Source organism: Paludisphaera sp., assembly GCF_037189885.1.
GTDB lineage: Bacteria > Planctomycetota > Planctomycetia > Isosphaerales > Isosphaeraceae > Paludisphaera.
This window is the reverse complement of the sequence record NZ_JBBCIR010000091.1, coordinates 22,611-37,127: the sequence shown is the minus strand read 5'-3', so window position 1 is coordinate 37,127 and position 14,517 is coordinate 22,611. Positions and strand designations below refer to the sequence as shown.

The 14,517-nt window shown below is 70.9% G+C and carries 11 protein-coding genes; 4 read left to right on the top strand and 7 right to left on the bottom strand.

From position 1 onward, the window contains the following. Positions 1-71: 71 nt before the first annotated feature. A complete protein-coding gene (locus tag WG209_RS21970) occupies positions 72-569 on the bottom strand; it encodes a hypothetical protein (RefSeq protein ID WP_337177242.1) in 498 nt (165 codons plus the stop codon). A gap of 586 nt (positions 570-1,155) precedes the next feature. Here WG209_RS21970 and WG209_RS21965 point away from each other — a divergent pair. After that, on the top strand, positions 1,156-1,434 hold the full coding sequence (locus WG209_RS21965; RefSeq protein ID WP_337177241.1) for a hypothetical protein: 279 nt from the start codon (positions 1,156-1,158) through the stop codon (positions 1,432-1,434). A 482-nt stretch (positions 1,435-1,916) separates the two neighbouring features. Continuing rightward, the gene (locus tag WG209_RS21960; protein ID WP_337177240.1) at positions 1,917-3,068 is read left to right on the top strand and encodes a catalase family protein; all 1,152 of its coding nucleotides are present in this window, start codon (positions 1,917-1,919) and stop codon (positions 3,066-3,068) included. Between the two features lie 103 nt (positions 3,069-3,171). Here the strand turns inward: WG209_RS21960 and htpG are convergent, their stop codons facing one another. From htpG to WG209_RS21930, 6 genes are all read right to left on the bottom strand, one after another. Then, positions 3,172-5,082 (bottom strand): molecular chaperone HtpG, encoded by a 1,911-nt coding sequence (htpG, locus tag WG209_RS21955; RefSeq protein WP_337177239.1) that lies wholly within the window; start codon positions 5,080-5,082, stop codon positions 3,172-3,174. A gap of 221 nt (positions 5,083-5,303) precedes the next feature. Further along, positions 5,304-5,747, bottom strand: a complete 444-nt coding sequence (locus WG209_RS21950; protein ID WP_337177238.1) for a hypothetical protein — start codon at positions 5,745-5,747, stop codon at positions 5,304-5,306. Positions 5,748-5,767: 20 nt separating this feature from the next. Next, complete coding sequence (locus tag WG209_RS21945; RefSeq protein ID WP_337177237.1) at positions 5,768-7,222, bottom strand: arylsulfatase; 1,455 nt, start codon at positions 7,220-7,222, stop codon at positions 5,768-5,770. A gap of 12 nt (positions 7,223-7,234) precedes the next feature. Next, positions 7,235-8,041: an acetolactate decarboxylase gene (gene budA, locus WG209_RS21940; RefSeq protein WP_337177236.1), complete on the bottom strand. Its 807-nt coding sequence runs from the start codon at positions 8,039-8,041 to the stop codon at positions 7,235-7,237. A 69-nt stretch (positions 8,042-8,110) separates the two neighbouring features. Continuing rightward, positions 8,111-8,716, bottom strand: coding sequence for a hypothetical protein (locus tag WG209_RS21935; protein WP_337177235.1), 606 nt, complete (start codon positions 8,714-8,716; stop codon positions 8,111-8,113). Between the two features lie 97 nt (positions 8,717-8,813). After that, a complete protein-coding gene (locus tag WG209_RS21930; protein ID WP_337177234.1) occupies positions 8,814-10,784 on the bottom strand; it encodes a PAS domain S-box protein in 1,971 nt (656 codons plus the stop codon). Positions 10,785-11,276: 492 nt separating this feature from the next. Between WG209_RS21930 and WG209_RS21925 the strand changes: the two genes are divergently transcribed. Next, positions 11,277-13,832, top strand: coding sequence for a multicopper oxidase domain-containing protein (locus WG209_RS21925; RefSeq protein WP_337177233.1), 2,556 nt, complete (start codon positions 11,277-11,279; stop codon positions 13,830-13,832). Between the two features lie 66 nt (positions 13,833-13,898). Further along, positions 13,899-14,516, top strand: a complete 618-nt coding sequence (locus WG209_RS21920) for an SCO family protein (RefSeq protein ID WP_337177232.1) — start codon at positions 13,899-13,901, stop codon at positions 14,514-14,516. The last annotated feature ends 1 nt before the right edge of the window (position 14,517 follow it).

Here is a 14,517-nt window from a genome sequence, read left to right as displayed (position 1 = left end):
CCCCCCCCCGGCGACGTCGTCGAGGGCGAGCGGGGCGTGGTCCCGCTCGCCCATCGGATCAACGTGGCGGGTCAGGCGGGGGGGGCGGTCTTCTTCGCGGCGGTCTTCTTCGTCGCGGTCTTCTTCGCGGCGGCGGTCGCGGGCTTGGCCTTCGCCTTGGCCTTGGGGGCGGGCTTGGCCTTGGCCTGGGACTTGGTCTTCGCCTCGGCGGCGGGGGCGGATTTCTTGGCGGCCGGCTTCTTCGCGGCCTTCGCCTCGGCCTTGGGGGCGTCGGCCTTCACGGTGGTCTTGACGGCCTTGGCCTTCGCCTTGGGCGCGGCCTTCTTCCTGGTCTTGGCCTGGGTCTCCGCGCCGGGGAGCGAGGCGGCGACGGCCGTGACGACCTCGGCGACCTTCTCCTCGACGACCTCCGCGCCCTGGGCGATCGCCCGGCCGGCGGACTTGGCGACCTCGGCGACCTTGGCGGGCGCCTTCTTCACGGCCTTCTTGGTCGCGGCGGCGGCGTCGACCGCGGTCTCCTTCACGCCCTCCGCGACCGTCTTCGATTTCGACTTCTTCGGGGCAGCCATGTGGACCTCTGGCAAGGGGGGGAATCCGCGACCATCGCCCCCGACGCGCCGGGGGCGTCGAGCGGGCGCGGCGACCTCGCCCGCTCGCGCGCGGGAAGTCGCTCGGGGAATTCTAGCCCACGAACCGCCGGCGTGAGATCGTATCTTGCTGATTCGTTCCCGCGTGGGGCGGTCGCGGCGGCCTCGCGCGCGAAGCCCTGCGGCGTGCGGCGAGATTGCGGCGAATCCCTCGCGAATCCCGGGCCCGCGCGCCTAGATCGCGCGAGGATATGTTCCCCGGTCACGAAGTCGGGGCGGATGACGCGTCGATGGGAGACGACGTCACGACGGGGCCGATCCGATCCGGCATATTGGCGGGACTGGCGGCCCTCGGCGTGGCGCCGGGCCCGCGCTCGGGGCGCTAACAAACGCGGCGAACGCCCACGCGAGCCCGGAGGACTCCCGGGCCGTCACGCGCTGGTACGGGGTCCGCGACATCCCCCGCGCGGCGATCGCGCAAGGGGCGTTCGAGGGCCTGCTGTTCGGGGCGGCGCTCTCGCTGATCTTCCTCGCGGTCGTCGGCGTCTCCAGCCACGTCCGCTGCCCGTTGCGAATCTCCGCGCGCTACCTGGCGGCGATAGCCTCGGCGGCGTTGACGTGCGGGACGATCGGCGGCCTGATCGCGATGGGCCTGGCGTCCCTCCGCCCCGAGTTCTACCGCCGGGCCTTCATCGGAGTTCCCGACGACCCTGCCACCATGCTCCGTTACGCCTGGGTCGGCGGCTCGATCATGGGCCCGCAACTCGGAGGCTTCGCCGCCGTGGTCGTCGCCTCGATCCTCTTCGCGGCCCGATGGCGAACACGCCTTGAGGACTGGGGTGGCTGAGCCGCCTTGGAATCGCCGCCCCGCCGATCGAGCGGCCGGGCGAATCGACGACATGCTTGCGACGTGACCGGGGCCGGGCCGCGATGGGGGGGACGGAACGCCGCGCCTGGCGGTCGGGTCGCCCAGCCGGCCGGTAACGCCTGGGAGCAACACTCCCCGGTGGATTTTTCCGAAAACTCCTTGCTTTGGCGGTGCCAATTTACGATTATTCGTGCGATGTATTTTTTATTTCGCTACAAAATGAATCTTTAAGTTGATCGTATAGGGGCGTTCGTTAACCCGGGTCCCGAATGACACGGGCGAGGCGCGTGTCCGGGCCGTGTGCCGATCAGCGAGGCTTCGGCATTGCGTCGGCTTGGTCTCACAAGCCCGGCCGCCACGGCCGGCGGGATATCGATGCGTCACGGCCGGATCGCCCCGCGGGCCGTGGCGGAACGACGGTGTTGGGCGGCGGGGCTGGTTAACCCGAGATTGGGGGACGGATGAAATCGCGATCCATGTTGCTGGGCCTCACCGCGGCGGCCGCCTTCTTCGGCCCGCCCTCGTTCGCCGACTCGCCGCCCGCGGATGACGCCCGCCCGGACCGGAGCAGGGAATTCGCCACGCCGCCCCCGGACGAGGCCCAGGCAAAGGCGACCCTCCTGAGGGATATCCTCACGGAGATGAGGCACTCCCAGGACGATGGCGGGGATGGGGCGGTCGCGCGCAACCAGCACGCCAAGCACCACGGCGCCGTGCGCGCGACCTTCGCCGTCGCGGACGGGCTGCCCGAGGGGCTCCGCGTCGGCATCTTCCGCGAGCCGCGATCCTACGACGCGGTGCTGAGATTCTCCAATGGCCGGGCCCGGGTCGATAACGTGCCGGACGCGCACGGCCTGGCGATCAAGATCCTAGGCGTCGAGGGCAAGCCTCTGCTCGACGACCCGGCCGACGCCGGAACGCAGGACTTCGTCCTGATCGACCACCCCGTATTCTTCGCGACCGACCCGACGAATCTGGTCCGGGTCGAGGCCGCGCGGAAGGCGCTGGAACGGGGCGAGCAGGTCGACATTACCCCCATCAGGGAGCAGATCGCTATCGCGCGGGCCTTTCCCAAGCTCGGCACGCCAAGCCCGCTGGAGATGACCTACTTCAGCACGGTGCCGTCGCGGCTCGGCGCGCGCGCCGTGAAGTATCGCGCGTCCCCCTCGCCCGACAACGCCTCGGGCCTCCCGCCGCTGACGAAAGCTTCCAGCGTGGACGCCCTCCGGGAGGCGATGGTGGCGCGCCTGAGCACGAATCGGGAGCCGGCGAGGTTCGACTTCCAGCTCCTGCTCCAGCAGGACGAGCAGGCCATGCCGATCGAGGACCCGACGGTCGAATGGACCACTACCCCGATCACCGTGGCGACAATCACGATCAACCCCCAGGCGTTCACGGGGGCGGAGCAACTGGAATTCGCCGAGAATCTGTCCTACACCCCCTGGCACGGCATCGAGGAGCACCGGCCGATCGGCGGGATCAACCGCGTCCGCAAGGACATCTATCAGGCGGGCTCGGCGTTCCGACACGACGCGAACGGTGCCCCCCGGAAGGAGCCAACGGTCGCCGACCTCGACCGCCTCTACCAGTGCGAGGCCGCCGAGGGCCGTTAGCGGAGGAACCGGAGGACCCCGTCTCGCGGACTCACCGAACTCGCCCTCGGCGCGAGGGAGGGCCGGAGCCCGCGCCGTCCCTCGCGCCGTGATCGCCTTCTGTTTACGGCACGATCAGCGGGGAGCGCTTCTCGGCGGCCTCGTCCATGAAGGACTGGATGCGGCCGACGAGTTCGCGGGCGTCGGGGGTGACGCCTTCCAGGATCAGGGCGTTGGACCAGAGCTGGAGGCCGCACTCCTTGATGAAGGCGTCGTGCTCGGCGTTGGCGCTCAGGCGGGAGAGGCGGCGGATCAGCGGGGCCTTCGGGTTCACCTCCAGGATCCGCGAGGCCTCCGGCACCGCCTGGTTCGCCATCTTCAGGATGCGCTGCATCTGCGTGGAGAGGGAGCCGTCGGCGTTCACGAGGCAGCAGGGGCTGTCGGTCAGCCGGCTCGACTCGCGGACCTCGCTCGCGCGGTCGCCGATCGCCTCGCGGAAGAGGGCCAGCACGCGTTCGAAGCCGGGCTCCGGCTTCGACGCCTCGGCCTCGTCCGCCTTCTTCTCGGCGGGGGCCTCGGGGAGGTCCAGGTCGGCCGAGTCGATCGAGGTCAGCATCTTGCCCGAGTACGAGCCGAGCGCGTTCATCACGAACTCGTCGACGGGCTCCGTCAGGTAAAGCACCTCCAGCTTGCGCTTGCGGAAGACCTCCAGGTTGGGGTTCTTCTCGATCGCGGCCAGGTCCGGGCCGCCCAGGAAGTAGACGCGGCTCTGGCCCTCGGGCATGCGGGCGATGTAGTCGTCGAACGAGACGTCGAGCTTGCCGTCGGCCTTGTGGGACGAGGCGAATCGGAGCAGCTTGGCCAGCCGGTCGCGTTGGGGGATGTCGACGATCGCCCCCTCCTTCAAGAGCGCGCCGAACTGGTCGGTGAAGGCCTGGAATGCCTCGGGCTCGTCCTTCGAGAGCTGCTCCAGGCGGTCGAAGATCGACTTGAGGAGCGATCCCCGGATGCGCCGGATGACCGTGTTGTCCTGGAGCGTCTCGCGCGAGACGTTCAGCGGCAGGTCCTCGGAGTCGACCAGGCCGAAGAGGAAGCGGAGGTATTCCGGCAGCAGCTCGCGGCAGTCCGACTGCACCAGCACGCGCTTGGCGCACAGGCTGACGCCGTGCTCGACGCGCGGGAATCCCAGCCGCTCCAGGTTCGTCGGCGGGCAGTAGAGGACCGCGTGGAACTGGATGGGGGAATCCACCGAGACGTGCAGCCGCCAGAGGGGCTTCTCCTCCGGGTGGTGGCTGAGGTGCTGGTAGAACCGCTCGTGCTGCTCGTCGGTCACCTGCCGCTTGGGCTCGACCCAGATGGGCTTCTGGTCGTTCAGGACCTCGCCGTCGGGGGCCAGCTTGATCGGGTGCGGGATGAAGCTGGAGTAGCGGCGGACGACCTCCTTGATCCGGTAGGGCGAGGTGAAGTCCCGGGCGTCCTCCTTCAGGTGCAGGACGATCTCCGTGCCTCGCGGGAGGGGGTCGGAGACGGCCTCGATGGTGAACTGGCCGGTCCCCTCGGAGGCCCACTCCCAGCCGTTCTCCTCGCGGTAGCTCCGCGTGCGCACGCGAACCTTGTCGGCGATCATGAAGGCCGAGTAGAAGCCGACGCCGAACTGGCCGATCAGCGAGATTTGAGCCTTCTCCCGCTCCTCGGCCGAGAGCCCCTTGAGGAACTCGCCCGAGCCGCTGCGGGCGATGGTCCCCAGGTTGGCGATCAGCTCGTCGTGGGTCATTCCGACGCCCGTGTCGCGGATCGTCAGCGTTCGCGCGGACTCGTCGGGCTCGATCGTGATCTCCAGGGGCCCGGAGTCGCGTTGGGCCTCGTCGGTCAGGGAGACGAAGCGCATCTTGTCGAGGGCGTCGGAGGCGTTGGAGACCAGCTCGCGGAGGGCGATGTCGCGGCTCTGGTAGAGCGAATGCGACAGCAGGTGGAGCACCTGCTTGATCTCCGCCTGGAAGGCGAATTCCTGCTTCTGGGCGTGTTCGACTGACATGAGACGCTCGCGCTATCGTGGAAAAAACCGGGAGGAGGGGCCGCGTCCCGCCCACGCGACGGGAGGAGCCCCATCGCCCCGATTATACCGCGACGACGGCCCGCGCGAGCCGTCGAGCGAACCGGCAAGTCCGGAGATGCCCACGGGGCCGTGTCCCAGGCTCCCCACCCCGTTACCCACGGCCCGGTCGCAATGCGACGCCGGAATCGCCGCCGCCATCATCACGTCTCGGGGAGGTCCGCCCCGAAATCTTGCAAGACGGCCCGCACTCGGAGCCTCGCCTCGGCCCAATCCCGGTCGTCGTATTCCTCGACGAACTTAAACTCCTGTCCCGGGTCCGCAACCATGGCTTCGATGAGACGCTTGCGGAGATGGGCATAATCATGGTCGCCAGGATCGAGGTTCACCCACCAATCCCTCCTGAACTCCTCCATCAACCACTCGGGGATCAACGCGGAGGTCATCCATTTTTCGGGCTGGTCGTGGTAGAAGCTCATGCCAGGATCCCGAAGGGCGTCCGACCATCTTTCGGCCCACTCCAGGGTCTTCTCCTCGGGCCAGCCGAGTAACGCCCGGAACCCGGCGGCCCAGGTACGGAGGTAGATTTGGCGGGAATCCTCGACGTCGGCCTCGTCGAACTCCCCGCGCGGATCGGCTTCGGCCATCGGGTTCTCCCGGTAACGGCTCAATCGGTCGGAGAGAGCTTGGCGGGGTCATCGGCGCGCCTGGGCTCGCGGGCGGTCGGGAAGGCAGGCGGCAGCTTCAGGGAAGCGTTCATCGCCTCCGGCATGAATAGCGGCGGGACCATGTCCGCCGCCAGCTCTCGGACCCGCCCCTGGAGGGCGGCCACCTCGTCCGGACGCTTCGCCGCCAGGTCGGTCGTCTCGCTCGGGTCGTCGGCCAGGTTGTACAGCTCGGCGGACGAGGGCAGCGAGACGCGCCAGACGAGCTTCCAGTCGCCCCGCCGGATGGCGGCGGCGGAGGGCTCGATGTTGTAGACGACCTCCGTCCGCGGCGACGGCCCGCCCCGGTTGATCGCGCCCCAGACGTCCATGCCGTCGAGCGGCTTGCCCCCGTCCAGACGACCGCCGGCGAGGGTCACGAGCGTCGGGTACAGGTCGACCACGTGGATCAGCCCGTCGACCGTCGTGCCGGCCCCGATTCGACCCGGCCAGTTCGCCAGGGCCACCACCCGGCTCCCCCCCTCGTAGAGCGACCCCTTTCCCCCGCGCAACGGGCTGTTGTCGGCGACGGGCTCCGCCGGGACCTGGCCCGCGATCTTGGGATTGCGGAGGCCGCCGTTGTCGCTGTGGAACAGGATCAGCGTCCGCTCCCGCATCCCGGACTGGTCGAGAGCCTCGACGACCCGCCCGATCTGGTCGTCCATGGCGGCGATCATCGCCGCGTAGGTACGACGGGTCGGGTCGGCGATGTCCGCGCACCGGACCAGGTACTCGCGTGGCGCCTGGTACGGGGAGTGGGGCGCGTTGAACGCCAGGTAGAGGTAGAGCGGCCGGGCCGGGTCGTGACCTCGGATGATCCGCGCGGCCTCGTCCCCCAGCAGGGTGGTGGAGTAGCCTTCCTCGCGGATCGGCTCGTTGTCGCGCCACCAGTCCGGCACGCCGACCACCTCGTGCGTGAAGTAGTCGATCTCGCTGGCGAGGTAGCCGTAGTGGTGGTCGAATCCGCGCTGGAGCGGCCAGAACTTCCGGTCGGCGTGGCCGACGTGCCACTTGCCGAGGGCCGCCGTGTCGTACCCGGCGTCCTTGAGGGCTTGCGGCAGCAACCGCTCGTCGGTCGGAAGCCCATAAGTGCCGGAGGCCGGGATGACGAAGGACTGGAGCCCGTAGCGGAACGTGTAGCGGCCGGTCAGCAGGGCCGCCCGGGTGGGGGTGCAGAGCGGCGTGACGTAGAACCGTTCGAGCCGGGCGCCGGTGGCGGCGAGCTTGTCGAGATGCGGCGTCCGGATGTCGGGCGAGCCGTGGAAGCCGACGTCCCGCCAACCCTGATCGTCCGAGACGATGTGGATGATGTGGGGCCGGGGCGCGTCCTGGGCCGCCGTACTTGAAGTCGCCGAGGAGAGGCAACCGGCCAGGCACGCCAGGCCGAGCAGGGATCGATAAGCGCCTCGGTGCGGCATGCTCGCCTCGAATTACTGGGTCGACGGTTCGCGGGCGCTCTCGACGCGCTTCAGCTCGCGGGAGAGGTCGGGGGTCAGGTCGACGGCGTCGAAGCCGGGTGAGTCGTCGGGCAAGAGGATGCGCCACTCGCGACGGACGGCATATCGGACCGTCCCCGCGCGGACGCGGACGTCGAGGACGTGGCCGCCGAGGTCGCGCCCGGCCGAGATGAAGTGCCAGTGATGGCCGGGGACGCTCAGGCCGCCGACCCACGCCGGGGACCGGATCCCCAGCAGCGTCCCCTTCACCTCCTCGCGAGCCCAGACCGATTGGCCCCTCGACACCTCCTCCAGCGGCCGATACGGCGGCTCCTGGCGGGGGACGCTCCGGATCGTGATGGCCTCGAGGTCGGCCTCGATCCGGATCGCGACGAACGAGTTCTTCCAGGGGAGCGTCGCGTCGAGCGCGGCTTCCAGGTCGGCGAGCCGTCGCGACGGCGGGCACGGGAGCGATCCGTCCTCCTCGAACGGGGTCACGACCGCGAAGGGGGTGGTCGTCCGGGAGGCGTCGACCACCGACCCGTCCCCCCGCGCCTGGTACGCGCGGCCGTCCAGGATGATCAGCTCGCCGTCGAGGCGGTCGACCGTCCCGAGCCCGAAGTCGCCGAGCCCCAGGAGGTCCGCGACGGGGGTGACGCCGTCGTACCGGCCGAGCATCAGGGCGTTGATGATCGAGGTCTGGACGATCGCGGCCCCGCCCCGTTCGGGGACGGCGACGGGGGGCGAGCAGCGGGCCAGGGACGCCAGGGCGAGGATCGCGGCGGCGGTTCGTCGTCTCATCGGCGCCCTCGGGGCGGCCACGTCGGTCACGGTCGACGGGGCGCGTCCGCCCCCGCGACCCGGTCCGGCTCAGGGGTAGATTTCGCCGCCCGTGTAGATGTCCATGGGGGTGTAGCCCTTCCACCATCCGGAGTAGAAGTTGCTGCCATAGGGGCCCATGCCGTAGGCGTTGCCGTAGGTCTGATGGCGGGCGTAGGGGGAGTACGTCGGCACCCCGGCGGGCATGTCGTTGAGCGCCTCGTAGTTGCCTCGCGGCAGCGCGCGGCGGTACGGCGGCGGGGGGGCGTAGCGGTTCCGGAGGGTCTCCCTGGGGGCGCGACGGTTGTTCCGGGCGGCCTTGTTGGCGACCTGGCCGGCGCCGTCGGCCTCGGCGAGGGCGTCGGCGTCGGCCCTGGCCTTGGCGGCCGGGTCGATCCCCTCGTGGGCCGCGTTGGTGGCGTCGATCGACGCCGCCTCGACGGGCGACTCGACGTCGGAGGTGGGCACGACGGGGACCGAGAAGTAGTCGCCGAAGCGAGACTCGATCGCGCCGGGGAACGGGTAGTAGAGCGAGGGCGCCTGGATGTACTGGCCGCCGAACCCGCCGTAGCCCGAGGGCCAGCCCATCTCCTGGGCCGAGGCCGTCGCCGCGAGGCCGGCCAGGCATGCCGCCGAGAGAAGAATCCGCCGCTTCATCGCCGTCGCTCCCCACGGGCCTCGGGACCAATCGCCGCTTTCCCTCCATCTTAGAGCGGAAATCGTGCCGGAGCGTCGAGAAATCGCCGCCGACAGGCTACTTCCCGTCGCTGACCATCGCCTTGGAGGCGGCGCGGCGGCGCGCGGGGGGCTTCACCGGGAGGTGGACGGTGAACCGCGAGCCCTTGCCGGGGGCCGATTCCACCTCGATCCGGCCGCCGTGGTCCTGGACGATGCCGTAGCTGATGGAGAGCCCCAGCCCGGTCCCCTGGCCGACGGGCTTGGTGGTGAAGAACGGGTCGAAGATCCGGCCCCGATGGGCCTCGGCGATCCCCTCGCCGCGGTCGATCACCTCGACGGCGACGCCGTCGGGGCCGTCGGGGCGTGTGCGGAGGGTCACGGTCGACCCGCGCGGGCTGGCGTCCACGGCGTTGATCAGCAGGTTCAGGACCACCTGATGGATCTTCCCCGGCGCGCACGAGACCGGCGGGAGGTCGCCCAGCTCGGTCGCGACGGCGACGTCCCGGTCGCGGGCCAGGCCGGCGACGATGTTGACGGTGGAGGCCAGCCCGGCTTTCAGGTCGGCCTCGTCCATCTCCCCCTCGTCCATCCGGGCGAAGTCGCGCAGGTCTCGGACGATCCGCCGGATCCGCTCCAGCCCGTCGCGGGCCCGGCCGGTCAGCCCGCCCAGGTGCTCCAGCGCGTAGTCCAGGTCCATCTCGTCGGCCAGCTCGGCGACCTCCGCGGCGACCTCCGGGTGGGTCCGCGCCAGCTCGGGCGTGACCTCGCGGTAGAGCCGGATCAGCCGCACCAGCCCGACCACGTCGCGCTGGAGGATGGCCAGGTCGTTCCCCACGAAGGCCAGCGGGTTGTTGATCTCGTGCGCCACCCCGGCGATGAGCTGCCCCAGGGCCGAGAGCTTCTCCGCCTGCACCAGCCGGCTCTCCGCCCGCTTCAGCTCCTCGTAGGCGTCCTGCAGCGCCGAGTACGCGGTGGCCCGCGACGCCGCGACGGCCGCCAGCTCGACGGCGTTGCGGCGGAGGGCCTCGTGCGACTCCACGCGGTCGGTGATGTCGCGGATCACCTGCCCGGCGCCGATCAGGGCGCCGGAATCGTCGCGGATCGGGCTGAACGCCAGCTCCAGGTGGGCCGTCGCGCCGTCGGGGTCGGGATACTCCGCCACCTCGTGGAACCGCTCGCCCCGCAGCGCGCGGTCCCACCGCGATCGCAGGCGGGTCAGCTCCTCGGGGCGATGCCCGAGCGCGTCGTCGAGCCGCATCCCCGGCTCGACCCGCCGGCCGAAGAGGCGCTCGAACGTCCTCCGGTAGGCGTCGTTCAGGACGATGAACCGACGGTCGCGGTCCAGCGCGGCGATCATGTCGCCGGTCCCCTCGACGACGCCCCGGAGGCGGTCGTTGGCGAACCGAAGGGCGCGGTAGGCGTCGCGGAGCCGGGCCTCCTCGCGGAGCCTGCCGCTGATGTCGTGGAGGATGCAGGCGGCGCCGGCGGCTCCCCCCTTCCGCACCACGCCGACGCTGAACTCCACGGGGAAGGTCCCGCCGTCCTTGCGGCGTCCCCTGGTCTCCACGCCGCGCAGGGGGCCCAGGTCGCGGCGGAGGACCGGCGTGCCGTCGGCCGCCGCCGGCGAGCCCAGGATGCCCAGGACGTCCGGCAGCAACACCTCGATCGACTGCCCCAGCAGCTCGTCGCGGTGGTACCCGAACAGCTCCTCGACCCGCGCGTTGACCAGGACGACGCGGCACCCGCCGTCGATCAGGGCGACGCTGTTCGACGCGGCGTCAAGCACGGCGCGCAGGCCGGCCTCGCCCGCCAGGGCCTCGTCCCGACGCCTCGCCAGCACGAGCGAGAGCCCGACCAGGCAGAGCATCGCCAGGATCAGGGCCTGCCAGGCGATCAGGTGCCAGGCGTGGGGCGAGCCGGCCGAGTCGGCGAGGCCCTCCGCCAGCCGCGCCATCCGCTCGACGGCGAACCAACCCAGCGCCGTCGCCGCGATCGCCGCGATCGCGAGGATCGCCGGGGCCGTCGATGCTCGCCGGGGCTCCATCATGCGCGCCGAGACCCTCGGGTCGGGATCCGGGGTCCGGGCCCGGAGCGAGAACGACGCCCCGATTTCACGCCCCACCGGGCGCCGAGGCCGGGCCCGACCGCCCGCGCGGCCGTCACCCCGAAGGACTACGGCCTCGACGCGCCGGCCGTGACTCGACGGCGGCCGCCCACCGCGTCCCGACGCGCATTGTAAGCGGCGAGGCCCCGCCCGGCCATCGAACCCCTTCGGATTTCGGCGGGGCCCCCGGTCGGCCCGGTCCCCCGGCCCGCATCGAGTCCGGCGCGGAGAATCGGCTGATTCGGAAAGTTTAGAATTTGTCTTGATTTTGGGCCTTCCTCGTGAGTTTAATGCCGACGTTCATTTTGGCGAATCGGGCGAAATGTCCGGGATTCTTGGGGTGCCCAGCTCTCGGGCGCTTCACGCCCACTCGCGCGTTTCGTTCGGAAGCGGACGTTTCTCGCGCCGCCCCGGTCGGCCGTAACGGAGCGACCCATGCTCAATCGTCGGACCCTCCTGAAGTCGGCGACCGCGGCGGCGTTGGGGGCCGCCGCGTCGGAGGCCCGCGCGGAGGCCCCGCCGAGCACGTTCGACGAGCCGACCGCCCGGTTCGAACCGGCCCGCGCCGAGGCCGAGCCGGCCGGCGCCTTCGCCCGCGAGCTGCCCCGGCCCGCGACGCTCCGGCCCACGGCCGTCGCCCCTCGCGAGGCGTTCGACGACCCGAACACGGGCGTCCAGCCGTTCGGCCCGACCGACCCGCTCCCCATCGGCGACGGCTTCCACGGCGTCGCCCGCGAGTGGGCCGAGACCCCCGCGCACTGGGCCGGTTACGGCTGCGATCCCTCGGAGACCGACCCCCACGCGTGCTGGGGGCAGAAGATGCGGGCCTTCGGCACGGTCCCGGCCCACGACCCCGAGGCGGTCGGCGGGACGAGGGTCGCCAACTGGGGCGGGTCGAGGTCGCTGCTCCCGTCGGACGTCCCCGACGCCGCCGACGTCGCGTGCTTCCCGGTGAAGTGCTTCAAGATCCACATGGAGGAGAGGGCGATCCAACTGCCGGGGATGCCGCATCCCACGCTATTCCACGCGTACGGCGGGACGATCCCCGGGCCGACGCTGCGCATGCGGCTGGGCCAGCCGACCGTCGTCCGCTTCCAGAATCACCTGGACACCGAGACGTCGATCCACTTCCACGGCGGCCACAACCCGTCGCACGCCGACGGCTTCCCCACGTTCTACGTCCTCCCGGGCAAGACGCGCGACTACTTCTACCCCAACATCCTCCCTCTGCTGAAGCGGAAGGACGAGGAGCCCGCCGCGGGCGCCGAGCGGGAGAAGACCCCGGCCGGCTACCTCCCGGACATCGGCGAGGGGCAGTCCACCTGCTGGTATCACGACCACGGCATGGACTGCACCGCGTACAACGTGGCCAAGGGCCTGGCCGGTTTCGCCCTGGTCTTCGGCGAGCACGAATTGAAGCTCATCGCCGACCGCGTCCTCCCCGGCCTGGGGAAGCGCTCCTGCCGGGATCCCGAGCTGAACTCGCTCGGCGACGCCGCGAGCCTGGAGGACCCGAGGAAGCCCGGCTTCTACAAGCCCGGCGCGGAGCCGTATCACAACCCCTACGACATCCCGATCGTCATCCAGGACCGCGTGTTCGACCGCCGGACCGGCCAGATCGCCTACGACGCGACCGGCCACAACGGCTACCTGGGCGACACGTTCCTGCTCAACGGCCAGGAGCGGCCGTTCCTGAGGATGAAGAACCGCAAGCACCGACTCCGGTTCCTCAACGGGTCGAACGCGCGGGTCTACCGGCTCCGGATCCTGACCGAGGCCGATTACCACGCCCGCGTCCACGGCCGCGGCTTGAGGGCGGAATTCGCGGCCGACGTCGAGGGGGAGGACGAGGTCGAGGCCGCCCCCCGCCGTCGCGGCGGCTACGACGAGACGGCCGTCCCGTTCCTCCGGATCGGCAAGGACAGCTGGCTCTGGCCCAACGCCCGGGCCGCCAAGAGCGTTTTGATCGCGCCGGCCAACCGGGCCGACCTCGTCGTCGACTTCAAGGAGCTGACGAAGGGCCTGAAGCGCGGCGATCGCGCCGTCTTCTACCTGGTGAACACCATGCCGCAGAGGGACGGCCGCGGCCCCAAGCTCCCGCTCGACGACCCGGGCGACCCGCGCGTCCTCCCCCTGCCCTTCGACGCCGTCGACCCGGGCGACGGCGAGCCCCGGCCGGTGAAGGTCGCCGAGCTGGACCGGCCGATCGGCCTTATGAAGATCATCGTGGAGGGCCCCCCGGCCAGGAGGGACGCCACCGTCGCCGACGGCACCGAGCTGAACCCTCGCGAGCCGATCCGGGACGACGAGGTCGAGGCGGTCCGCGAGTTCATCTTCGAACGCGGCAAGGGCGCCTGGATGATCAGCGGCCGGTTCTACGACCCCACGATCTCCAACGCTTGCCCCACCCACGACACCGCCGAGGAGTGGGTCCTGCGCAACGGCGGCGGCGGCTGGTGGCACCCGATCCACATCCACCTGGAGAGCCACCAGCTCGTCAGCTACATGAAGGACTTCGACGCCGACGAGGTCGTCGACCCCCGCGACCCCCCCGCGGCCCCCGTCCTGTCGAACCTCGTCGAGGTGCTCGACCAGATGCCCGAGGGGGACCAGGTCGGCCTGCACGACACCCAGGTGCTGGGGCCCAACACGGTCGCGCGCATCCGCATGCGCTTCCGGACCTGGTCCGGCCCGTTCGTCTTCCACTGCCACAACCTCGAGCACGAAGACATGCGGATGATGTTCAACTTCGAGCCCGTCCCCCGCCCCGATCCCGACGCCTCCCCCGACGACCGCCGTCGCCAGGCCAACATCGCGCCCGACGCTCGCACGCACGGCGTCGACATGACCTGGCAGCCCGACCCCGCCGTCGAGCGCGTCGGGGAGCTGGAGTGGGAGTATCCTCCCGTCCCCGCGACCCCCGCCCGCGACGCGGCCGAGCATCAGATCCCCCCTCGGCCCCGCGACGGGAAGCGCGATCCGGCCGGATGACGCGCCGACGCGAGCCGAGTACATCCCGACGACGAGACGATCACGCGCGGCGAGAAAGGGAGCCCCATGGCCGGCCTGCTCTGGAACCTGTTGACCCGGCTGGGCGAGGACGGGCCCCCCGCCCCCCCGCGACTCCGCCGCTGCGACCGCTTCGCCAACGCGCCCGTGGTCGACCAGTTCGGCGAACGGCTGCGCTTCCGCGATGCCTTCGTGGACGGCCGCGCCCTCATCGTCAACACGATGTACACCGTCTGTCGCGGAACCTGCCCCGGCACCAGCGAGCGGCTTCAGACCCTCCGCGAACGGCTCGCGCCGACCTTCACCGACCGGCTCACGATTGTCAGCCTCTCGATCGACCCCGCGCGGGACGACCCTCGCGCCCTCCGGCGGTTCGCGACCATCTACGACGCCGAGACCCGTCCCGGCCCCGGCATCCCCGACTGGCGATTCCTCACCGGCGCGCCGGCCGACGTCGACCGCCTGCGCCGGAGCCTGGACTTCTACGACCTCGACCCGGCCGTCGATGAAGACCCGACGCGCCACGCCTCCACGCTCCTGTTCGGCAACACGACCACCGACCGCTGGGCGAACCTCCCCGCCGAGCTTCCCGAGGCGGAGCTGATCCGGACGATCCGCCGGGTCGCCGGCTTCACCTTCGAGGAACGCTACGGGATCCCCGGCTGAC